This is a genomic window from Candidatus Harpocratesius sp., assembly GCF_054039255.1.
On sequence record NZ_JBPLBG010000045.1, the window covers coordinates 1 to 21230 of the forward strand.

20 protein-coding genes are annotated in these 21230 nt (G+C 31.1%); 11 read left to right on the plus strand and 9 right to left on the minus strand.

The features are described 5' to 3' along the window. Positions 1-214: 214 nt before the first annotated feature. Positions 215-964, minus strand: a complete 750-nt coding sequence (locus ACXLDF_RS10920) for a hypothetical protein (RefSeq protein WP_457558563.1) — start codon at positions 962-964, stop codon at positions 215-217. Between the two features lie 294 nt (positions 965-1258). Between ACXLDF_RS10920 and ACXLDF_RS10925 the strand changes: the two genes are divergently transcribed. From ACXLDF_RS10925 to ACXLDF_RS10945, 5 genes are all read left to right on the plus strand, one after another. Beyond that, positions 1259-1384 (plus strand): hypothetical protein, encoded by a 126-nt coding sequence (locus tag ACXLDF_RS10925; protein WP_457558564.1) that lies wholly within the window; start codon positions 1259-1261, stop codon positions 1382-1384. Positions 1385-1487: 103 nt separating this feature from the next. Then, a complete protein-coding gene (locus tag ACXLDF_RS10930) occupies positions 1488-2840 on the plus strand; it encodes a hypothetical protein (RefSeq protein WP_457558565.1) in 1353 nt (450 codons plus the stop codon). A 154-nt stretch (positions 2841-2994) separates the two neighbouring features. Continuing rightward, positions 2995-3366, plus strand: coding sequence for a desulfoferrodoxin family protein (locus ACXLDF_RS10935; protein ID WP_457558566.1), 372 nt, complete (start codon positions 2995-2997; stop codon positions 3364-3366). Between the two features lie 48 nt (positions 3367-3414). Further along, entirely contained in the window at positions 3415-3918 is a 504-nt protein-coding gene (locus tag ACXLDF_RS10940; protein ID WP_457558567.1) for a rubrerythrin family protein, read from the plus strand. Between the two features lie 256 nt (positions 3919-4174). After that, positions 4175-6046, plus strand: coding sequence for an oxidoreductase (locus tag ACXLDF_RS10945; RefSeq protein WP_457558568.1), 1872 nt, complete (start codon positions 4175-4177; stop codon positions 6044-6046). A gap of 116 nt (positions 6047-6162) precedes the next feature. Here the strand turns inward: ACXLDF_RS10945 and ACXLDF_RS10950 are convergent, their stop codons facing one another. Then, positions 6163-7011, minus strand: coding sequence for a leucine-rich repeat domain-containing protein (locus ACXLDF_RS10950; protein ID WP_457558569.1), 849 nt, complete (start codon positions 7009-7011; stop codon positions 6163-6165). 39 nt (positions 7012-7050) lie between these two features. Between ACXLDF_RS10950 and ACXLDF_RS10955 the strand changes: the two genes are divergently transcribed. After that, positions 7051-8493, plus strand: coding sequence for a winged helix-turn-helix domain-containing protein (locus ACXLDF_RS10955; protein ID WP_457558570.1), 1443 nt, complete (start codon positions 7051-7053; stop codon positions 8491-8493). Between the two features lie 131 nt (positions 8494-8624). On the opposite strand, the gene ACXLDF_RS10960 is transcribed toward ACXLDF_RS10955, so the two are convergent. The 3 genes from ACXLDF_RS10960 to ACXLDF_RS10970 form a co-directional block, all read right to left on the minus strand. Next, positions 8625-9491: a thiamine pyrophosphate-dependent enzyme gene (locus tag ACXLDF_RS10960; RefSeq protein ID WP_457558571.1), complete on the minus strand. Its 867-nt coding sequence runs from the start codon at positions 9489-9491 to the stop codon at positions 8625-8627. Continuing rightward, positions 9492-11213, minus strand: coding sequence for a 2-oxoacid:acceptor oxidoreductase subunit alpha (locus tag ACXLDF_RS10965; protein ID WP_457558572.1), 1722 nt, complete (start codon positions 11211-11213; stop codon positions 9492-9494). It abuts the gene before it with no gap. 245 nt (positions 11214-11458) lie between these two features. Continuing rightward, entirely contained in the window at positions 11459-11611 is a 153-nt protein-coding gene (locus ACXLDF_RS10970) for a rubredoxin (protein ID WP_457558573.1), read from the minus strand. Between the two features lie 714 nt (positions 11612-12325). Between ACXLDF_RS10970 and larE the strand changes: the two genes are divergently transcribed. Further along, positions 12326-13186: an ATP-dependent sacrificial sulfur transferase LarE gene (larE, locus tag ACXLDF_RS10975; RefSeq protein WP_457558574.1), complete on the plus strand. Its 861-nt coding sequence runs from the start codon at positions 12326-12328 to the stop codon at positions 13184-13186. A 119-nt stretch (positions 13187-13305) separates the two neighbouring features. Here larE and ACXLDF_RS10980 read toward each other — a convergent pair whose 3' ends face one another. The 3 genes from ACXLDF_RS10980 to cysE all read right to left on the minus strand — a co-directional run bounded on the left by ACXLDF_RS10980 (position 13306) and on the right by cysE (position 15911). Next, entirely contained in the window at positions 13306-13494 is a 189-nt protein-coding gene (locus tag ACXLDF_RS10980) for a hypothetical protein (RefSeq protein WP_457558575.1), read from the minus strand. Between the two features lie 503 nt (positions 13495-13997). Beyond that, complete coding sequence (gene cysK / locus ACXLDF_RS10985; protein ID WP_457558582.1) at positions 13998-14978, minus strand: cysteine synthase A; 981 nt, start codon at positions 14976-14978, stop codon at positions 13998-14000. Positions 14979-15089: 111 nt separating this feature from the next. Beyond that, entirely contained in the window at positions 15090-15911 is an 822-nt protein-coding gene (cysE, locus tag ACXLDF_RS10990; RefSeq protein WP_457558576.1) for a serine O-acetyltransferase, read from the minus strand. A 344-nt stretch (positions 15912-16255) separates the two neighbouring features. Between cysE and ACXLDF_RS10995 the strand changes: the two genes are divergently transcribed. The 3 genes from ACXLDF_RS10995 to sdaAA all read left to right on the plus strand — a co-directional run bounded on the left by ACXLDF_RS10995 (position 16256) and on the right by sdaAA (position 18475). Further along, positions 16256-16744, plus strand: coding sequence for a ferritin (locus tag ACXLDF_RS10995; protein WP_457558577.1), 489 nt, complete (start codon positions 16256-16258; stop codon positions 16742-16744). 188 nt (positions 16745-16932) lie between these two features. Next, positions 16933-17598 (plus strand): L-serine ammonia-lyase, iron-sulfur-dependent subunit beta, encoded by a 666-nt coding sequence (gene sdaAB / locus ACXLDF_RS11000; RefSeq protein ID WP_457558578.1) that lies wholly within the window; start codon positions 16933-16935, stop codon positions 17596-17598. Further along, positions 17591-18475 carry an L-serine ammonia-lyase, iron-sulfur-dependent, subunit alpha gene (gene sdaAA / locus ACXLDF_RS11005; RefSeq protein WP_457558579.1) on the plus strand — a complete coding sequence of 295 codons (885 nt, stop codon included), beginning with the start codon at positions 17591-17593 and terminating at the stop codon, positions 18473-18475. Before sdaAB ends, sdaAA begins: the two co-directional genes overlap by 8 nt. Positions 18476-19007: 532 nt before the next feature. Here the strand turns inward: sdaAA and ACXLDF_RS11010 are convergent. Further along, positions 19008-19424: a hypothetical protein gene (locus ACXLDF_RS11010; RefSeq protein ID WP_457558580.1), complete on the minus strand. Its 417-nt coding sequence runs from the start codon at positions 19422-19424 to the stop codon at positions 19008-19010. Positions 19425-20199: 775 nt separating this feature from the next. Between ACXLDF_RS11010 and ACXLDF_RS11015 the strand changes: the two genes are divergently transcribed. Continuing rightward, positions 20200-21003, plus strand: coding sequence for a hypothetical protein (locus ACXLDF_RS11015; protein WP_457558581.1), 804 nt, complete (start codon positions 20200-20202; stop codon positions 21001-21003). Positions 21004-21230: the final 227 nt, after the last annotated feature.

Sequence of the window (21230 nt, forward strand, 5' to 3'; positions counted from 1 at the left end):
AGTTCAAATCACCATTAGGGAAAATCGATGCGGTCAAAATTGGGATATTGGGAGCAAAAGGGAGTCAAATAATGGAGTAAAGGCAAAAAACTTAAATTAGATTAATCTTAAAATACACTCAATTAAATAATGAATTAATATAAATTAAGAGAAAAAAAAATGTTAGAAAATGGAGTGCATTATCCTTTATTAACGTGATTTTTCAATCTATTCTTTATTCGGGTATATTTTCTTGCTTCTTTGTAACTTTTTCTTGTTTTGGCGGCATAAATCCCTCAAAAATCATAAAGTAACTAATTGCCATTATTATTCGACCAATTACAATTATATAGAATAATGATGCAGGAATAATTGCATCTATAATTCCACCTACAACGAACAATAACCATCCAAATCCTACCATGAATAGTTGAGTAACATCGCCTTTTGGTGCTCCTTTTTTCTTCATTTTAATTGCTAATCGAATGAATCCTGTTGATACGACTAACAAGACTGTTAAGATATTAAATGCTGTGAAAATTCGAATAACACCTGTCAAATTTATGTCAAGCATTTCTTCGCCAGCAACTGTTTCAAATGCATTTTCTGGCCAAATAAACATAAAGATCCAATATACCGCCAAAAGTGCAAGATAAAAGTAAGATGCTTGTTTTTTATATTTTGGTTGAAAAATACTAAATCCTAAATAAACTATGATCAATGTTCCTACGGGACTTAAAGTGTAAGACATCATAAAATACAACGTTGGATCAAGGTTTGTTCCTGAAAATATCAATTTCAGAAAAGTAATTCCAGGTCCTAAATAAAAAGTGCCTAAGCATAAAGCGGCTAAGGAAACATATGGTAAAAGAGATTTTTTTTTCTGAAAATATTTTACTAAAAAAATTATATAATAGGTAAAAGCGATGATTACCATGATCCAAGCAGTAATTCCGTTCAAATAAATTTGTAAATTAAGCGCCATTTTTTTCTCTATTAATATTACTTTTGAAAGTATTTTAAGATTGAGTTATAATATCCTTGTGAAAGGAAGAATATTTTTTGAGGATTAAGAATAAGCAATTGTAGGTAAGATTGATTCTTTTATAAGCCGAACATATTAAAAGCTAAGCGATGCGTTACAATGTATGCTAAAAGCTGAGCTTCAAACTTATTCGCACTCTTCAGAAAATATCTACAGAAAAGAAAGTTATATATTATTCAGGAGGAATTATGAAAAGAAGTGAATCATTCTTGTGCGAATAAGTTTTTGTTTGTAATGGTTATCTTTCCTATTATCAGGTTATTTCTTTTATGGTTATTTGCTGTGTTGGTATTTATTACTACAATTCAGCGATTTTTACATGTTTATCGTCGCTTTTATATTCCAACTATGAATAAATAACAAATATGATTACAAACCATAAAAAAAATTCAAAATAAAGTCGCTTTTTTTTCCTTATCAAAAGGAGAACTTTTAAGTATTTCAAGATCATGGTTATACTATTATGATAGATGAAAATAAACCAGAAATGCATTTTATATTCAAAGAGCAATGGTTAGGGATTAGTGTTCTTTGTGATCTTTCAGATAATGAGATCTCAAAAAATCTACACGTTATGGAGAAGTTCGTTAATGATATTTTAGTAAATATTACAATAAGTAATCTCAATCCTACTTTTGTTCCTGAAGAAGAAGATCGAGAAAAAATTGTCCGCATTGCTCACAATCTGAAGTGTAGTTTCGATTGGCAAAATTATATTGAAGATTTTAGATATGTTTATAGTAATCAAACATACAATAAATTGGGTTATATTTTAATTAGAGTTCGACTAAAAAATGATGTTGATCCTGATTTTGAAGTTAAAATAATCAGACCTCAGTATTTGCAACAGATCGTGTTTTCATTTTGGTTTGGTTTGATTAAAAAATTTGGAGACCATTTTCTTTTTGATGAGAAAACTGTTCCTTATGCTTTTAATGTATGTTCTGAAGTCGATCCAAAGGAATTATTGACAATTGAATGGAATCCTCAGAATATTCAAAAATATCGACGTGAGATTGGGGATTGGTGTGTTTTGTATTCTGGTCAATTTCCTGATTATCATGATTTACTTTATGAACGTAGAGTAGCTGTAAATCTTTCAAATAGATCATCTGAAATGCATTTTATTCACCGTAACTCTGCATTTCTTTATATGAGACCTGAAAATTACAATAAATTCTTTATTAAAGATTATGAAACCCCAAATTCAACTGGATATATGTTTAATACTGTTATTAAAACTGTTTGTCAAATGCGTACAATTGGCTTCGCCATGATTTTAGTCAATTCTGAGATAGATATTGATACAAGCCAATTAACTTCAAGTGATTTTAAAGAAAAGGATCCAGGATTAATTAAAGATGATCTGGAAAAAACAACTCGATTAAAGATGATTCTACAGAGAACCTTAGCGCCATTTTTTACAGATCTTTCCAGAAGTCATCGTCAGCATTATCATACACTTCTTCAACATTGTGTAAACTTATATAATATTGAAAAGAATTGGAAAATGATTTCAGATAAATTGGAAAGTAATACTCAAGAATTGAACTCTTTATTCTTGGATAAACAAGAAGAAGCAAGTAAACGCCAAGAGAAGATCTTGAATATCGTCAACCTCATATTGGGTGCTGGTATTGTCTTTGAAATTGTTGATTTTCTTGTAGATGATCCTTATCTTCAAAGCTTTATAAAAAAAATAGTCGGTGGGGGATTTCTTATTTTAATTATCGGGTTATTAATTCCACTGTATTTGCCTAAACTATTTAAAAAAATTAAGCATAACAAAAAAAGTAAATCTAAAAATAAAGAATAAAAAGGATGAGATCATTTATTTGAAAATTGATGAAGATTGATTTTACTTTAAAGGTAAAAGTATCACATTTTTTTTAAATTAAAATCACGATTTTTAATTAATTAGAGTGCTAAATCATAAACAACTCCAATTTATATTAATGGGGGAAAAAATCATGAAAAGTACTTACTATAAATGTGAGAATTGTAATGAGTTATATGAAAAAGTTTTTGAAGGTACGGCATGTACAGATGAAAAATGCCATCTTGATGCCTTATCACCAAAAACTGCAGATTGGAAAAACGAAAAGCATGTCCCTATAGTGGAAAGAACAGATAAAGGAATAAAAGTCACCGTTGGATCAACTCTTCATCCAATGGTTGATGATCATTGGATAACCATGATTGAAGTAATTTCAGGAAACAAACAATACCGACAATACTTAAAACCAGGAGATCCACCTGTAGCAGAATTTCCTATAGATGATGCGGATGTCATTGCACGAGAATATTGCAATAAGCATGGATTATGGACAAATAAAGCATAATTCTGAAATTAGGAAATTGAAATTAAAAAAATGAAGAGTGAGAAAAAAATGTCAAAAAGTGAAAAGGATTTACTGGCTGCATTTGCAGGAGAGTCTCAAGCTAATCGTAAATATCTGGCATATGCAAAAAAAGCAGATAAAGAGGGATTCCACCAAATTGCACGCGTTTTCCGTGCAGCTGCAGCTGCAGAGACCGTTCATGCCCATAATCACTTCCGAGTGTATGGTGGTGTTAAATCTTTGGTGGAAAACATTCAAGACGCTATTAATGGAGAACATTATGAATTTACAGAAATGTATCCAGAATTTCTGAAAAATGCACAAGAAGAAGAGAATAAAAAAGCCGAGCAGAGCTTTTATTGGGCAAATGAAGTAGAAAAAATTCATCATAAGTTGTATAGCGATGCCTTAACTGCCGCAGAAAAAGGGGAAGATTTGCCTGAGAGTGAGATGTATGTCTGTCCTGTATGTGGATATACCATAGAAGGTGAACCTCCAGAAAATTGTCCAATCTGTAACGCAAAAGGGTCCATATTTATGAAAATTGAGTAATTTTCTCGAAATAACTTGATTTTTTTTCTTTTTTCATTTGTTTCTTACTCTTTTGTTCTTTAAAATTATTTACTTGATCGTTTCTGGGGAAAATATGATTCTTTTTATCAATTTTGTATAATGGCTCTAAAGTGATTAAATAAACTTATTCGCTCTTTAACTTTATTCTTATTGCATTTCTTTTCATATTTTTTGAAATTTGACAAATTTTCTTCCAGAAGTGAATATTTTTATGAAACAATATTTTTGAATAATTATGCTAAACTTTAAAAATCCGTTTTTATTTGCTCCTATTAAGACTGGATACAGTAATGGGAACGGCGTAGTCACTAAAGCTCACATTGATTTTTATGGTCAAAGATGCAAAGATTTGGGTGCTGTGATATTAGAACCTCTTTATTTAGCACCTAATTTGCGTGAACTCCCCACACAACTAGGAATCGATAATGATGATAAAATTATTGGTTTAAAAAATCTTGTTGAAACAATTCATAAATTTGATACGAAGGTAATTGCTCATTTAAATCATCCTGGACGAATGGTAAATCCAAAAATTCAAAATAATGTTTTTTATTCTTCGACTTCCAAACCTTGTGAAAATGGTGGTGCGATTCCAAAACAAGTAAATAAAGAAGATATGGATTTTATTCGAGATCAGTTTATATCTGCAGCAAAACGAGTCAAAGAAGCGGGTTTTGATGTGATTGAATTGCAGTTTGGCCACGGATATTTATTTGCGCAATTTATTTCTCCTGCAGTGAATGACAGAGAAGATGAATATGGAGGTTCTTTTGAAAATCGCATTCGTTTTCCATTAAATATTTTCAAGTCTATTAAGAATTCTGTTGATCTCCCAATAATTGTTCGAATAAGTGGGGATGAGATGATTCCAGATGGTATTCATATTGATGAGATGATTAAATTATCAAAAATCTTACAAGAAAATGGTGCTGTTGCAATTCATGTATCAGCTGGAACAGTATGCTCAACTCCACCATGGTTTTTCCAACATATGTTTGTACCTAAAGGAAAAACATGGGATTTTGCCAAGAAAATCAAAAAGTCAATAAATATACCTGTAATTTTTGTGGGAAGAATAGATTCTGTTGAGGATATCCAAACCCTCATTGAAGAGTATAATGCTGATTATTTTGCTATTGGAAGAGGGTTGGTGGCGGATCCACAAATTGTTTCGAAATTGCAAGGAAAAAATCCTGATCCAATAGTCCCTTGTCTTGCATGTGCTGAAGGATGCTTAGGTGGTGTAAAATCTGGTAGTGGATTGCAGTGTTTGGTAAATCCAAGCGTTCAAAAGGAAGAAATTAAGCAAGTTCAAGTGGAAAAAGCAAAATATTTTGCAGTTATTGGTGGAGGATTGGCAGGAATGGAAGCAGCTATAGTGTTATCTGAACGAGGTCATCGTGTGGATTTATTCGAAAAAGATGAACTTGGTGGTCAATTTCGCTTTGCACCATTAACTCCTCATAAAAAATCGCTTCAAAGCTTGATTCCTTCTTACATTGAAAGGCTTAAAAAATCTAATGTCGCTGTAATCTATAAAAAAATAACTCACTCTGGCGAACTTTCAGATTACGATGGAATCATTATAGCAACTGGTTCTATCCCAAAAATTCCACAAATTCCAAATCTCTCTGATTATTTTTGGGCAGAGATTCTACTACAAGAAAATCTTCCTCAAAACAAATCTATTTTAATTATTGGAGGGGGACTGATAGGAGTCGATATTGCTACTGCATTGATTGAAAAAGGTAATTATGTAACAATTGTTAAGCGGACAGAAAACTTTGGCGGAAAAATGGAAATGATTGCCAAAAAGCTTTCCCTTAATTTCATGAAGGAAAAAAATGTTGTATTTTCTGATCATACTTACATTAAAAACATCATAAAACAAGGCGAAAAATATTCCGTTGAAGCAGAACGCGATGGAAAAAAGATAAATTTTGAAAATATTGATCATATTGTAATTTCTACTGGATTAAAATCCCATAATCCTTTAGCAAATTTGGATTTAGGTGGAATTCCCTCCTATGTAATAGGAGATGCCTCTGTGGTTGGAGATGCGCAAGATGCGATTTATTCTGCTTATAAATTGGCAATCACACTTTAGAGTTATTAAATCCTTCAAGCTTTAATTAGCAAGTTATTTTTTTGTTTTTTTTCCTCATTTTTCTCTTTTATGACCTTTTTTTTCTTATAATTATTTTATTTAATTGCTTCATTATTTTATTGTAAATCTGCACCATTCTCATCAAGTTTATTTAACCAATCTACAATGTTAGAAGAAAACCCCATCCAAGGATTGTTACTAAGCCAAAATCTTTTCAAATTTTTTAATTTAGTAATTTCAGTTGGAAGTTCTGCTAATGCATTATTTTTTATAATTAAATCAGTTAAATTATCCAAATTCCCAATATTACGTGGCAATTCCGTTAACTGATTGCTGTCTAAATTCAATTCTTGAAGATTTTTCAATTTTCCAATTTCTTCTGGTAAAGTACTAATGTTATTTTGATATAGCGAAAGCTCTTTTAATTCGATTAAATTTTCAATTATTGTGGGGATTTCCATAATATAATTATTTCCTAAAGCTAAAATTTGTAGTTCTTTAAAATTTCTAATCCAAGAAGGTATTATGCTAATATCATTATCAAATGCGGATAATATTTTCAAGTGTTTACAATTATGCAATGATTTTGGTAAATTCTTCAAATTTGTTTTTGCAATATATATTTCTTCTAGACATGAGAAACTGAAAAAAATTTCAGGAAGTGTCTTTAATGGGTTATTGGAGAGATTTAATATTCGTAATTGTGAAAGATGTGCAAATTCTTTAGGAATTGAAGAAATCAAATTGTTAGTTAAATTCAATATTTTTAATGAGGTTAGTAAGGAGATTTTTCGAGGTATATGCTTAATTTTGCAATTTGACAGAAAAAGACCCACAATTTTACCATTTTTTATCATATATCTTGGCTTTTCTGCATCTAATTTGTTATTTTCTAATAAAGTACAGTTAATTTCTTTTTCAATTACCTGAATAATGTGTTTGGTTCTCTGGGGCAAATTTCCCATAATACTAAAAAATATGTTCTTCCTAAAATATATAGGCTCATGGTCAAAGAAGAATTCCATTTACATCCCGAAATTCTAAAAATCTCGCGAATTTTCCGAGCTTTAGCTTATCCCAAACGTTTGGAGATTTTAATGGCTCTTTTCACAGAGAAATCATTAGAATTTGCTCAATTATTAACTATTATATCATTGGGAAAGACAGCCCTTGCAAATCATTTAGCTGAATTGGAAAAACTTCAGTTAATATTTAAACCCAAACGTGGTGTTTATACTATAACAAATCGGGGTAGAAGATTTCTTAAACTAAATACTTCACTTTATGAAGAGATGGAAAATGAACCTATTGATAATGATTTTATTGCAAATGATAAACGTAATATTGGTATAATGAAGAACGTTGATGGAATGGATAAAATTCTTGAAATTGATGGGGAAAATAGAATAGGTGAAATAAATAAAATAAATGATGTCTTTAATATTAGTGCGCGTAATCATGTTCAAATGCAATCTCATCCAAATTCTTTTATTGGCTGTCTATCTGGATTGTTACCTTTGTTTGAATTAGAATTTGATGCAGTAGATATTGCTGGAATTACAGGTTTAGCATTTTTATATCGATTTCCCAAATACATAACAGAAAAACTTTCAAATATTCCTTTAGGGATAGATATTTGGAACTATATTCAACAAAATCTAAATTTATTCAAAATTCCGCTGAATATGCTGCAAATTCATTCATCATTTCCTGCTTCTCCCAATTCTATCACATTAGAAGATTTAGCAAGAGCCCAAAAAATTTACCGCTTTATTATTAAGAATATTATTGAATTTGGCTATCCTGTAATTATATGGGGTGGAGTTCTTGCAGAGTATTATTTGGTTAATGAAATTGAAGGATTCAATTATATTATGAATGGTTTGGATAAAAATAATAATATAGCGTCTCAGTCTCTTAGATTTGATTCAATTAATTCTCCATATTATATGCAAATATGGTTTTATTCACCTCAAGACAATCAATCTTCTCGTCGAGGAAATGTTCATGATATTATTCATCAAGCAATTCAATTTTTGGAAGGTAATGAATTGGATAAGCAAAAATATTACACTGGAATTGAAGCAATTAAGCATTGGGCAGAAATCCTTGAATCTCATGAAAAACAAGGAGAAAAATTTAATGAACATTTTAATTATTTATTAGGATCATATACAAAAAACCAATTTCTTGAAGCATCTGAATGTTTAAAGCGAATTATTAAAAAATACCCTAGAAAAACATGGAATCATTATTTAGAAGAAGCTGTATTTCATTTTACTAATGCATATAAGCGAATGCAGAAATTTTCTGTTCTATTTCCTATAAATTTTTATAATCAAAATTTGCCTGCAGTTTTTGAATCAGGGGCAATTTTATTGAATTTTTGTGCTACTGATGTGAGTAATGCATTGAAAGCCTTGAAAAGTGCAGAAGTTCTATGGTGATCTTTCATTTTTTAAAAGAAATCTTCAATATACACAAGGAAATTTGATCAAGATTTAATAAAAAAAACATGAAAAACTTAAAAAATTATATTGTTGTAATATTAGAAGGAATATTTTATTCTAATTGTAGATTAATTTCGTTTTGATTCAATGAACACCTTAAGTTTTTCAATATCCACTTTTCGTTTATAGAGAGGATCAGTTCGCTTTTTATAAGCTGCAGATTGTTCCCAGAACACTGGTTTCCCTTTTTCTTCATAGAAAATTCCCGTTGGATATGGATCATGCTCTAACGCCTTTGCAAAAGCTGCTTTTCGATCGTGGATATCATGATCTTTTTCAATTATATATGTATGCTCTTTATACCATTGGAATGAATTGAGCTTATTCATCGATACACATTGAACTAAACTATCAACCAATGCATATCCTTTATGATTAATTGCTTGTTTTAAAATATCAATAGTCTGTTCTTTATTTCCCACAAACACTCTTGCAATAAATGTGGCGCCCATAGCGATTGCAACAGCAATTGGGTTAAATGGTTCATTCGTTACTCCCATGACTTGCACCGGTGTTTTCATTCCTTTTAAGCTGGTTGGAGATGCTTGTCCTTTAGTAAGACCGTAAATCATATTATTATGTGCAATATGCACAATATCAGAATTTCTTTCGATCTGAGCCAAAAAGTGATTTCCTCCTTCACCATAACTACAACCATCTCCACTGGTTACGATTACTTTTAATGTAGGATTTGCCGCTTTTATCGCCATTGCAGCAGGTAAAGCTCGTCCATGGAGTCCATTGAACATATTTCCTTTCATATATTGCGGAAGCTTTGCAGCTTGGCCAATTCCAGATACAAAGACTAAATCTCTTGGTGGTATTTGCAATTCTGCCAGGGCTTCACGTAAATATCGATGGAGAATAAAATTTCCACATCCTGGGCACCACGCTTTTTCATGAGACATATCATATAGTTTTGCATTATATTGCATTTAGCATACCTCCTTTTCAATTATTGCAGTTATTTCTTCCACTGACCAAGGTTTTCCTGAAAATCTAAGATATTTTTGAGAATCTGGAATATCACAGTTAGCTTCTAATTTCAAAAGTTTGCCAAATTGCCCAGAAGCATTGTTTTCAAATAACAATATTTTCTTAGCCTTTGACAGAAGCATTGGCACCTTTTCATTTATTGGATAAACTTGATGAAAGTGCATCATGGAAACCTTTGGTTTTTGAGAAATTTGAATTGCTTCTTTGATCACATGGTAATTAGAACCCCAACATACAATTAATGTATCATAATCTTCCGTTGGAGTGATTTCTGGTGGTTGTGCAATCGATTTTAGCAATTTTAATCGTTTATAAAAGCGTTTTTTCACCATTTCTGGACGTATAAATTCCATATCTTCTGTTATATGGCCGTTTTCATCATGTTCATCTGAATCTACCCGTATCAATCCTTCACCATATCCAGGGACCCCTCGAGGGGAGATACCATTTTCTGTTAAGGAATACCGCTTATAATCTGCATCAGTTTTAACAATAGCATATTCATTTCTAATTTTCTCTAAATCCAGATTCGGAATATTGTAATATGCATCAACAAAGTCTTGATCAGTTAAGATAAATACTGGAATTTGATAACGATCTGCTAAATTGAATGCATTTTGTGTGAGGTAAAACGCTTGTTCTATTGTTCCAGGTGAAAATATTGCTCGACAAAATTCGCCGTGACCACTGTATAATGCCAAGTTTAGATCTTCTTGACCCGTACGTGTAGGAAGTCCTGTGGCAGGACCAGGTCGTTGTGCAATATGCACAACTAATGGTGATTCCATCATTCCAGCTAAAGATAGTCCTTCACTCATTAAGGCAAAACCTCCTCCTGAAGTAGATACAATTGCTCGTGCACCTGCATACCAAGATCCAATTGCCTTATTAATGGCTCCAATTTCATCTTCAGCTTGATCGATGACAATCTCAAATTCTTCTGAATGTTGCGCCAAAAAAATCAAAACACCAGTTGATGGAGACATTGGATATGCTGAGATAAAATTACATCCTCCAGCTATTGCTCCCAATGCTACTGCTTGATTTCCATTAAACAAGATTTCTTTTTCTATTTCAGAATTCCGTTTAATTGAAAAATCAATACCTTTCTCTCTTTGAAGAGACTGTCCCATTTCATATCCTTTTCCAAAAGCGATAAGGTTTTTTCGAATTATTTCTTCTCCTTTTTGATTGAATTTCTTTTGTAGGAATTTTCGGCCAATCTCAGAATCCACTCCAAATAATCCTGTAACAGTACCAACAGCAATTACATTTGCAAATAATTTGTTACCAATTTCTAATGCAGTTTGGTTAAAAGGGAAGATTGATACTTTTGCTGAAATCAAATCTAACTTCTCTGAATCTGAAAATAAAGATTCGTCACCAATTATAAAGGTTTGCTTTGAGATTCTATTAGTTACATGTTGAATTGCATCAATATTAAATGGAATTAATAAATCAATTCTATTTACAAATGCAGAAATTCTTTTTTCTCCAATTCTAATAGTAGTTGAATTCGTTCCCCCACGAACTCGAGATTCGTATTCTTTAGTAGCAAATACATTAAAACCTGACATTTTTAGGATACCCACTAGCAACTGTTCTACTGTTTGTATTCCTTGCCCTGCTGCACCGCAGAGCACTATTGAAACATCTTTCATAATATTTCGAACCTCCAATTGTTGTAGTTTTAAAATAATAAATTTTAGATCTTTATTTGTATTGGTATTTTCAGTTATAAAATGTTGTGATTATAAAAGTGCTGAATAAAACATCATCCATTTATGAAAAAGAAGAAGTAATTTGATCATTAGGACAAGATCTATGAACAAATGAATGTTAAAGAAAAAATCAAAAAAAAGGTTTTTATTACTTATTATAAAAAAATTAATTTCTTTAATTGTGTCTACTGTTTTTCAAAATCGTCTTTAGACGCTCCACACACTGGGCATTCAAAATCATCTGGAAGATCTTCAAACTTCGTTCCAGCAGGATAATCTCCATATCCTTCTTCTTCATTATATTCCCAGCCACATACTGTACAAACCCAAATTGCCATATTTTTTCACCTAATGCATAGGGATTTTACTTTACTTAAATCCCTTGTTCGTATATTATGATCAACCGGCTCTTTTAAAAAATTTTAGGAAATATTTCATAATTAAATTAATTCTAAAGCTGCCATTTTATAAGAATTCAATTCAAAATAATATTGCGGATATCCAAAAGGGACATTTGATGGTTGGTATTTGGGTCATTTTTTACAAAGTATGATTCTTTTTTTAAATAAATTTAAATGGGAAAAAGATCCATATAAAATTTATATTCCACCAATAGTTACAAATGATCTTAGTCGAAAAATAATTCTATGCATTAAAGAACTATAAATTCACACATTCACTTTTGGTCAACGATTCAGAACAAAATACATAGTGCAGCTATTGATGATGAAGCATTTCATCTTTTAAGTGATTCATGATTTCATATTATTTTAAATCTACCTGTAAACAAGAAATCAAATAAAGATTAGTGAGGAAAAAATGATAAAATTGGTTCACAATTATTTTTTAATATAAATACAAAGAATTTTCACTATACTATGATTATTTCTTTTTATTAATCTTAAAGTTGAAGAAAAATAAAAAGAAGCTTTTATGAGATATCATTAATAAAATTGCCAATAAACCATAGAAATAAATATCTTTTTTGCCTTTTTTGTTTTAAGATATTTGTAATTTAAATTCGAATTTCTTTGAAATTTGAGATGGATACCATGGATCAATTGATGGAACTGGAACGAAATAGTGCTTTTGTGAATAAGTTAAATGACATTAAATCTTTTTTAAGTAATAAAAAAGTCATTATTGCATTTTCTGGTGGTAGAGATAGTGCTTTATTAACTTATCTCGCTTCAAAATATGCAGAAAAGGTTCTGGCTGTTTTCATTAATTCAGAATTATCACCAAGTATAGAAGCTGTTCAAGCTCAATCATTTTGCGAATATTATAATATTCCTTTTCGCTCAATTTCAATTCAATTGTTAGGAATTCAAATGATTCAAAAAAATAATTCAAATCGATGTTATTATTGTAAACAGTTATCATTAAATAACCTTGAAGAACTCGCTGAAGAAATGGGTTATAATTTAGTCGTTGATGGGACAAATTATTCGGATCTAAATTTAGATCGACCTGGGCTCCAAGCTCTAAAAGAAAGCCGGGTTGAATCTCCGTTTGCACTTGCATCAATATCAAAACAAGATATCATTGAAATCAGCCGTTTGCTAAATTTAATTTCACAGCACTATACTTCTCAAGCTTGCCTAGCTTCTCGAATTCCTTTTAATATTCCAATTACTCCAGAATTACTACAGAGTGTAGATAAAAGTGAAGCATTCGTCCGTTCTCTTCTTCCTAATAAGCATTCACCTCTACGTGTTCGAATTCAGCAATTACTCCCAACTAAACAATTGCTTGCTCGAATCGAAGTTGGTCCAGATTTTTATAAAGTACTTTCAAATGCAGAGATTCGGGCAAAAATTGTAAATAGACTGCGTGAATATGGTTTTACTTATATTACATTGGATTTAGAAGGATTTCAGAGCGGTTCAATGCATAAAATGATTGAATCTTGAAATCTTTCTTAATAATCACAGTAAAATGTTAGAAATTAAAAAAAGGAAAATCCCCTCACACAGAGGTGTCAGATTTTCTCCGTGGTTTATAGAAAATCGTCATTCAGCGGATTTTGTTATTATGCTTCGATCAGCACTAAGCGTTTAAATGCTGCCCAACCTGCGATGTCTATTTTTGCTTGAGTCCATAGATGTGCTAAGCGTTTATCCAAATAAATCGGATATTTAAATTTCTCCGCTTTTTTTATTTCAAACGCATTTTTATCTTGGACCATTTCTTCACTGGCTGGTGCTACAACATTAACCACTTCTGTGCCACATCAACCGCGGTAAACTCGTTGAAACACAACTAAAATTGGTTTCTCGAATTCTTTTGCTTGTTCTTCCATGTATTCGGAAGCCTTAGGGCTAATATGCATAAGTGATCATATCACTAAAATTAATGATATATTTTAAGGTTGTGCATTGTAATTGAACGTTCAAGGTATAAAAAGAATTATAAAAAATAGGAAGAGAATACTGAGATTAAAATATATCATTTCTTTTATTTTTCTTCTAGATTAATTATGATATTTGAAGTAAGTAATAAAATTAATCTAAACTAATTTACACATAATAAAATCAACAACCTTGAAAGTGGAGCAAAAATACTAAAAATATTCTTCACAATATTAAGTGTAGATTAGTTTGTGTACAAATTAATCTGAATTTAGATTATTTGAAATGTTTGTTGAGTACTTGACAAATTAATGAATTCTATAAATATAAATGAAATACTTAAGATAAAAAAGTTGTATGCATAAAAAGAACATTACCAAAGTTCCGTTGATAAATATCTTTCTCCTGTATCTGGAAAGACTGTAATAATATTATATTTATGTGTTTTATCAATATTTGGCAATTTTGTTTCTAAAATTTTAATAAATTTAACCACGCCAGCTAAAGCAGCTCCTGAAGAAATTCCAACAAAGATACCCTCATTTTTTGCCAGATAACGAGCATATAAAAATGCTTCCTGGTCTGAAACAGGTAGAATATAATCGATTAATTCTTTATCCAATATAGAAGGGATAAAACCTGCTCCCATTCCTTGGATCTTATGGCTTCCTGCTTGTTTTCCTGCTATTACTTGTGAATTTTCCGGTTCTAAGGCAATAATCGAAATTTTTGGGTTGAAATGCTTAAAAGTTTTTGCAATTCCAGTTATTGTGCCTCCTGTTCCTACTGCAGAAACAAATGCATTGATCTGTCCATTCAAATCTTGCCAAATTTCTAGAGCAGTTCCATGCGCATGTGCTTCGACATTTGCAGGATTTTCAAATTGGTTCGGAATAAAAACATTTGAATCAGCTGCGGCAAGTTCTTGAGCTTTTGCAATCGCACCTTTCATTCCCTCACTTGCAGGAGTAAGAATGAGTTTGGCGCCATAAGCTTTCATTATTTTTCTTCTTTCAACGCTAGCATTTTCAGGCATTACCAATGAAACTCGGTATCCTTTTACTGCACCTACCATGGCTAATCCAATTCCTGTATTACCAGATGTTGGTTCTACAATATGTGTTTCAGAATTAATTAATCCTTTTTGTTCTGCGTTCTGTAACATTTTAAAGGCGATTCGGATTTTTACTGAACTGCTTGGATTGAAATTTTCTAATTTTGCGAACACATTAATTTTTCCATTTGAATCTTTAATTTGAGGAAAATGGTCAAAAATCTTATTTAACCTAACTATTGGAGTACTTCCTATGGTTTCAAGAATATCTTTTTTAAATGCTATAATAATTCCCCCTATTTTTTTTTTTCATGTGGGTATCAACTATTTTTAAGATGAAAGTGCGAATAAGTTTTTCTTCTTTTTATTAATTCTTTGTTATTTTTTAAATTAAACGATTAAGTCAAATAGCTATGTTTTTTTTATATTCATTTTTTTTTCTAAGTCTGAAATTCTATTCTCGAGAGATTGAATTAAGTTTGCCACAGGATCTGGTAAAATACCATGTGATAACGATGAAATTTGCTCTGATATGTGTGCTTCTTCGTGAATAATGCGAGCAGGTACACCAACAGCAATTGAATTTGAAGGAACATTTTTCGTCACAACGCTATTTGCTCCAATTTTAACATTATTACCAATTATTACAGGTCCGAGGATTTTTGCACCCGCTCCAATTATGATATTGTTTCCTAATGTCGGATGTCGCTTTTCTTTCTTAATGCTTGTTCCTCCAAGTGTTACATTCTGAAAAAGAGTGACATTATTTCCAATTTCTGTTGTTTCTCCAATAACTACTCCAGAACCATGATCAATGAAAAAATGTTTTCCAATTTTAGCTCCAGGATGAATATCAATTCCAGTATATTGATGGGCTAAATTAGATAAATAGCGGGGAATGAATGGAACTCCTAATATCCAAAAGAAATGTGCCACTCGATAAAGTAATACTGCTTGAATGCCTGGATATGATGTAAGAATTTCGATAAGAGAATTTGCAGCAGGATCTTTATGAAATGCCTCAGTTACATCCGTCGCAAAATAATCTAAGATTTGTTCTATTGCTGGAATTATCTCGTTTTCATTATCTATTTTAATTTTAAAATTCCAATCCATTTTGCATTTTGTACATAGATTCATATGATTCGCCAATGGGGTTATCAATTTCCCACAAGCAATGCAAGGAACTTTATCTTGTGTCTGATTCTCTTTGTTAATTACCGTTATTATCACCAGAAATTCTTAAATTGTAAATTTAATCTGAGATTGTATATTCATAAATCATATTATATTTACTTTTTTCAGAAATTGGTCAATTATAAACTTATTCGCATTTCATGGCTTTGCAAAAAAAAATTTAATGAAGGATTTGTGTTATTCTCTTATGCTTATATTAAGAAAGAAATTGTGTTGATATCATTATTTTTTAGAGAGATTTTCTTAATGCCAATTTATTTTTCTTATCAATTAAGTTAAATATCTATTTATCTAATAGAAATTTGAATTCCTTTTTGTGCGAATAAGTTTTTTAATAAAGAAAGAAGGAAATAAATAAAAAAATGTTAAAAGTGAGAAAAATGCCTCAAATGATAGGAAATAATTTAAATAAAGAATTTAATATTCAAATTGTAGAAGAATTACGCTCGGGGTATATTTATTTAGCTATGAGTGCTTGGGCAGAAGAACGGGGATTACATAATTTTGCAGCATTTATGAAAATTCATGCTGAAAAAGAAGAATATAAGCATGCAATGAAATTTGTAAAATTCATCCAAGATGCTGGTGGAAAAGTTGAATATGGTCAAATTGAGAAAGTACCCTCTGATTGGAATGATGTAGAAACTGTTTTAAAAGAAGCAGTGAAACATGAACAACATATTACCGCGAGAATTAAATTTTTATGGGATTTAGCAAAAAAAGAAAGTGAAATTTATGCTTTTGAAATGTTAAGTTGGTTTTTAGAAGAGCAGATGGAAGAAGAGAATCTTTTTGAGGATCTTCTAAGACAATATGAATTAACAGGTAAAAAAGATGGCTATTGGGATCATCGCGTTCACCATCCATAACAAAGTAATCCATTTTCTTGATACTATTCATCTAAATGAAAAAATTATATATTATAAATTTTAATGATGTTAGTATAGATCGAGATTTTTCCTTTTTTTTCAAATTCTTCCATTTTCTTTTATTTTTGTAAATGATTTCAAATTTATCTACCCAATAATTCTTAAGGTAATTCTCTTTCCTAGCAATAATGAAATATGATAGTATTTTTGATGTAGTAGGCCATATAATGGTCGGTCCAAGTTCTTCTCATACTGCAGGTGCATGCAGGATTGCCTATATCGCACACTTACTTTTCAGCGGAATTCCAAAAAAAGCAGAAATCTATCTGCACGGTTCATTCGCTGAAACCTATCTGGGACATAAGTCTGATGTTGCTATTATCGGAGGCTTAATTGGTTATCAACCTGATGATGAGAGGATTCCCTTTAGTGTTAAAACAGCATCTGAATTAAATCTGGAATATTCTTTTATTACTACGGATTTGGGTGCTGATTATCATCCAAATACGATAAAAATTCAGTTACATTCAGAAAAAAAGTCGTTAGTTGTTATAGGCTCTTCAATTGGAGGTGGAAATATTATTATTAAAGAAATAGATGGTATGGATGCAGGTTTTATGGCTGATAATCCCACAATTATTGAAATCCATCAAGATAAACCAGGTATTATTGCAAAGATAACTGATGTAATTGCAAAATTGGGATTGAATGTAACCGAAATGCATTTATCTAGAGATATTCGGAAAAATAAAGCTCTTAGTTGGCTCGAGTTTCAAGAACCTGTTCCTTTTGCTTTGAAAGAGCAACTGGAAAAACTATCTGCCATTTCGGAGGTGATAATTCTAAATGTTTGATTCTATGAATGATTTAATCACGAAAGCAAATTCTTCTAGTGTTTCTCTTCATGATCTCATAATAGAAGAAGAAATCTTGACTACAGGTAAATCTCGAGATGCTATTTTAAATCAAGCATTAAAATCTATAGAAGTTATGAAGCTCTCGCTTGAAAAAGGTAATACACTGGATATTGATTTGCCTATTAAAGAAAGTATTGAACAATCTCAACATTTATTATCTAGTCCGATCTTTTTAAGTAAAGATTTGAAGGAAGCAGTTTATTGGGCAATGTCAATTGTTGAATATTCTAATGGTATGGGTGTTATTTGTGCTGCACCCACAGCGGGTTCTTGTGGTGTATTTCCTGCAGTTCTTTTTAAATCCCAAGAAATTTTAAAGAAAAGCGATGAAGATCTTTTGCATTCCTTTTTGATTGGTGCTGTAGTTGGAGCAATTATCGGAAATATGGCAACTCTATCTGGAAGTGAAGGTGGCTGCCAAGCAGAAATTGGTGTGGCTTCAGCTATGGCGGCTGCGGCTGCCATTTATATGGCTGGAGGAAATATAAACCAAATTGCCCATGGTGTTGCTGTGTGCTTGAAAAATGTAATGGGATTAATCTGTGATCCAGTCGCAGGCTTAGTGATTTCTCCATGCATAAAACGAAATGCAATGGGGGTTATGAATGCTTTTCTCTCTGCTGAAATGGCTCTCTCTGGAGTTACTTCTATTATTCCAGTAGATGAAGTGATAATTGCAATGATGCATGTTGGAAGAGCTCTTCCTGTAAATTTAAAGGAAACAGGAACTGGTGGAATTGCGAAAACACCCACAGGTAAAAGAATAAAAAAGAAATTTCTTGAAGAAGTTGCAAAACATACATTATCGAAATAAGAAAATAGTAAAGCAAATTTGATTTGAGTATTCTAAATTGAAAATAATAAATTAAAAAAGAAAGATTAAAAATGAAATACTAAAAATGAATTATTAAAAACGAAATAAAAAAGGTTTCTTTTCTTCTCTTTTTTTTTTACATCATATTATTGTCATAATTTTTATTCTTCTTTTTTACTGATTTATCTCTGCTAATTTTCATATGTCTAAATTAATTTTTTGCTGTTATTTCACATGATGAATTGTAATAAATTCGAATTTAGAACAGTAGCAATAAATACAAAATGCATCGGAATAATTATTGTATGATTTCAATTTTAGTTTAAAACTAAAGGGATTTTATTAAGAGATGTTATCTACTTTTTATGGATGTAGATTAATTTCAACTCTTGAAGGAAGACGGGTGAAAAAATCTGCAAATCCTACAACGATCACCCCAAATTTTTCAATATTCAAAATAAAATAGATTGATATTCATTACTAATACTACTGATATAATGACTAAAACTCAAAAAGAATGAAGGATTTTTAATTAATACCAGAAAGATTTTGAATAACGTTCTTTTTCAATCTTACATTTAATCCAATCTTTAGTGCGATGAATCTCTTCCAAAGTAGAAGGCGTAATATAGTATAATATTGGCACAGTATATGCTTGCAAAAGTAGTTTATCTGATTTTTCAAAACTCTCTTCAAGTTTCCCTTCAACCGCTAGATTTTTTGTTAATTCGTTTTCCGCGAGTAATCGAAGATTATTTCGACATATTTCTTCTAAATCGGCAATCTGTTCTGTTAATTTCTCATATCGTGAAGGTTCTGATACTTTGGGAAGTTCCTCAATTCGTTCCAAAGCTTTCTGGAAATATTGATGCATTATCAATTCTCGCAATTCCATCACAATATGTTGCATTTCTTGTGGATTTTTCCAGATCGGTGGCGCGAAATTCATATTCTTTCCCATGTTATTTTTCTTATTTCAAACTAAAAAACTTTCGTAATTCATCTAAAAAATTATTCATAAATTTTATTAATTGTAATAAAATTTTTAAGATATTTATTTGTTATTTTTTTTTGAGAGTTCAGAGAAATATTTTATTTTATATTTTCCACCATCATCGAGATATTTCAAGCAATTTTCTTGTATTTAGATGTTGATTCTTTGTAGGAATTTTGTTACAATCAAATCTTGATATTATTGGAACATCATTCGAAATCTTGAGTAAAAGTGATTTCACTTGATTTACAGAAATTTAAAAACTTATTCGCACTTATTCGAACAAATATTTGCTTATTTCTGTGAACAAGTGAGTTACATTATTGTTTAATCCCAAATATCTTTATACTTATCAACATCGCGAAATGCGATTTCCATTTATCATCTCATCTTGTAATATCGCCTGACGGGACATATGGATGAATCAGAATGATATTATGGTGCAGAGTACTAATTAATGCATAGAATTGCTAAGAAACAGTATTTAAAAATAACTTTCTTTTACGATAATCCATTTTATTCTATTTTATCGATTGATTTCTATTAGTATGTAGAAGGACCCAACAACGCATGAATTTGCGACTTTGACCTTTTTTACCATAGTACCCAGTTCATACAGATTAATTATACCTATTCTTTGATTTTGCCGCAGTTTTTGATGAAACTTTGGAATCCTGCCACGAGTGAATATTTCAAAACGGAAAAAACTAAGCAAATTGAAGGCTATCTAATGGATTTTCTGGTGATGGAAAACATAGCTTGGTTGCATAATTCTCCAGACCAAACATCGTCTTGGCAATTTCCAGGCATTTACGGGATCGGTATGCATGGTGTTGATATTAAAAATGAAAAATATTGGGAAAAGAAACCTCGCAAAGTCTGGACTGCTTTCAAAAATGGGCTGTCCATTATCAATATTTTTCCAAGTAATAGAGAAAAAAATAAATTCGATGAAAATTTAAGAGAATTCAAATTGGATAAAAATAATGAGAAAGAACCATTTGCAATTCCCGAAATGTTGGTCCGTATAGTGTTAGAAGATGCCCGCAGTTTCTTCTTATTGCGAAATCAGCCGGAAATGAAGGCTTTAAGCATAAGAGAATCGATCACAAAAATGGCGAAATGGCTGAGGGCTGAAAAATTGGCAGGACATGCAAATACAAAATTTTTAGGAATAGAATATAAAATTCCATTTTATAATAAAAAAGGAGATGTTACTATTGCCAGCCAAACTCGAATAATGAACATAGTTGATGCGTTCGGAGTAATGCTCGATGAAGATGGCGTTCCGACGGTGGACGAAAACGGCGATATAATGTTTAACAGCTTCCTCGACCAATGGTATGCAAACATCGAAAACTCCATGAAGAATTTTGCCGATCCTAATCAATTCAGGATGATTTGCGAATGCATCAATACTATTCTTAACCTTAACGACAATTTTCAGAAATATTATGAAAGTTTTAACCCCGCTGCACTAAAAACGTGGAATTATTATATGGAACAAGTTAGGGCTCTGGTGCTCGAGAATTGAATCGCTGGCAATTAACAGTGATAAAAAGCGCTAAGTTTTTTAGTTTTTTTTTTATATTAAATATGGTAAAAGAATCGAAAAGCAAGAAAAAGAAGAAAAACGAGAAAAGCGAGTGGATGGGTGAGAATAATAATAATGGTCGATACGAGCAAAAAACCTAAAATAAAGTATATTATAAGAAAGAATGGTGAATATATAGCAAGAGTAGGCGAAGGAGATTTTAAATT

Coding starts and splice junctions, on each gene's coding strand:
- ACXLDF_RS10920 (WP_457558563.1), bottom strand. CDS start 964: ATGGCGCTTAATTTACAAATTTATTTGAACGGAATTACTGCTTGGATC.
- ACXLDF_RS10925 (WP_457558564.1), top strand. CDS start 1,259: ATGGTTATCTTTCCTATTATCAGGTTATTTCTTTTATGGTTATTTGCT.
- ACXLDF_RS10930 (WP_457558565.1), top strand. CDS start 1,488: ATGATAGATGAAAATAAACCAGAAATGCATTTTATATTCAAAGAGCAA.
- ACXLDF_RS10935 (WP_457558566.1), top strand. CDS start 2,995: ATGAAAAGTACTTACTATAAATGTGAGAATTGTAATGAGTTATATGAA.
- ACXLDF_RS10940 (WP_457558567.1), top strand. CDS start 3,415: ATGTCAAAAAGTGAAAAGGATTTACTGGCTGCATTTGCAGGAGAGTCT.
- ACXLDF_RS10945 (WP_457558568.1), top strand. CDS start 4,175: ATGCTAAACTTTAAAAATCCGTTTTTATTTGCTCCTATTAAGACTGGA.
- ACXLDF_RS10950 (WP_457558569.1), bottom strand. CDS start 7,011: ATGGGAAATTTGCCCCAGAGAACCAAACACATTATTCAGGTAATTGAA.
- ACXLDF_RS10955 (WP_457558570.1), top strand. CDS start 7,051: ATGGTCAAAGAAGAATTCCATTTACATCCCGAAATTCTAAAAATCTCG.
- ACXLDF_RS10960 (WP_457558571.1), bottom strand. CDS start 9,491: ATGCAATATAATGCAAAACTATATGATATGTCTCATGAAAAAGCGTGG.
- ACXLDF_RS10965 (WP_457558572.1), bottom strand. CDS start 11,213: ATGAAAGATGTTTCAATAGTGCTCTGCGGTGCAGCAGGGCAAGGAATA.
- ACXLDF_RS10970 (WP_457558573.1), bottom strand. CDS start 11,611: ATGGCAATTTGGGTTTGTACAGTATGTGGCTGGGAATATAATGAAGAA.
- larE (WP_457558574.1), top strand. CDS start 12,326: ATGGATCAATTGATGGAACTGGAACGAAATAGTGCTTTTGTGAATAAG.
- ACXLDF_RS10995 (WP_457558577.1), top strand. CDS start 16,256: ATGCCTCAAATGATAGGAAATAATTTAAATAAAGAATTTAATATTCAA.
- sdaAB (WP_457558578.1), top strand. CDS start 16,933: ATGAAATATGATAGTATTTTTGATGTAGTAGGCCATATAATGGTCGGT.
- sdaAA (WP_457558579.1), top strand. CDS start 17,591: ATGTTTGATTCTATGAATGATTTAATCACGAAAGCAAATTCTTCTAGT.
- ACXLDF_RS11010 (WP_457558580.1), bottom strand. CDS start 19,424: ATGAATTTCGCGCCACCGATCTGGAAAAATCCACAAGAAATGCAACAT.
- ACXLDF_RS11015 (WP_457558581.1), top strand. CDS start 20,200: ATGGATTTTCTGGTGATGGAAAACATAGCTTGGTTGCATAATTCTCCA.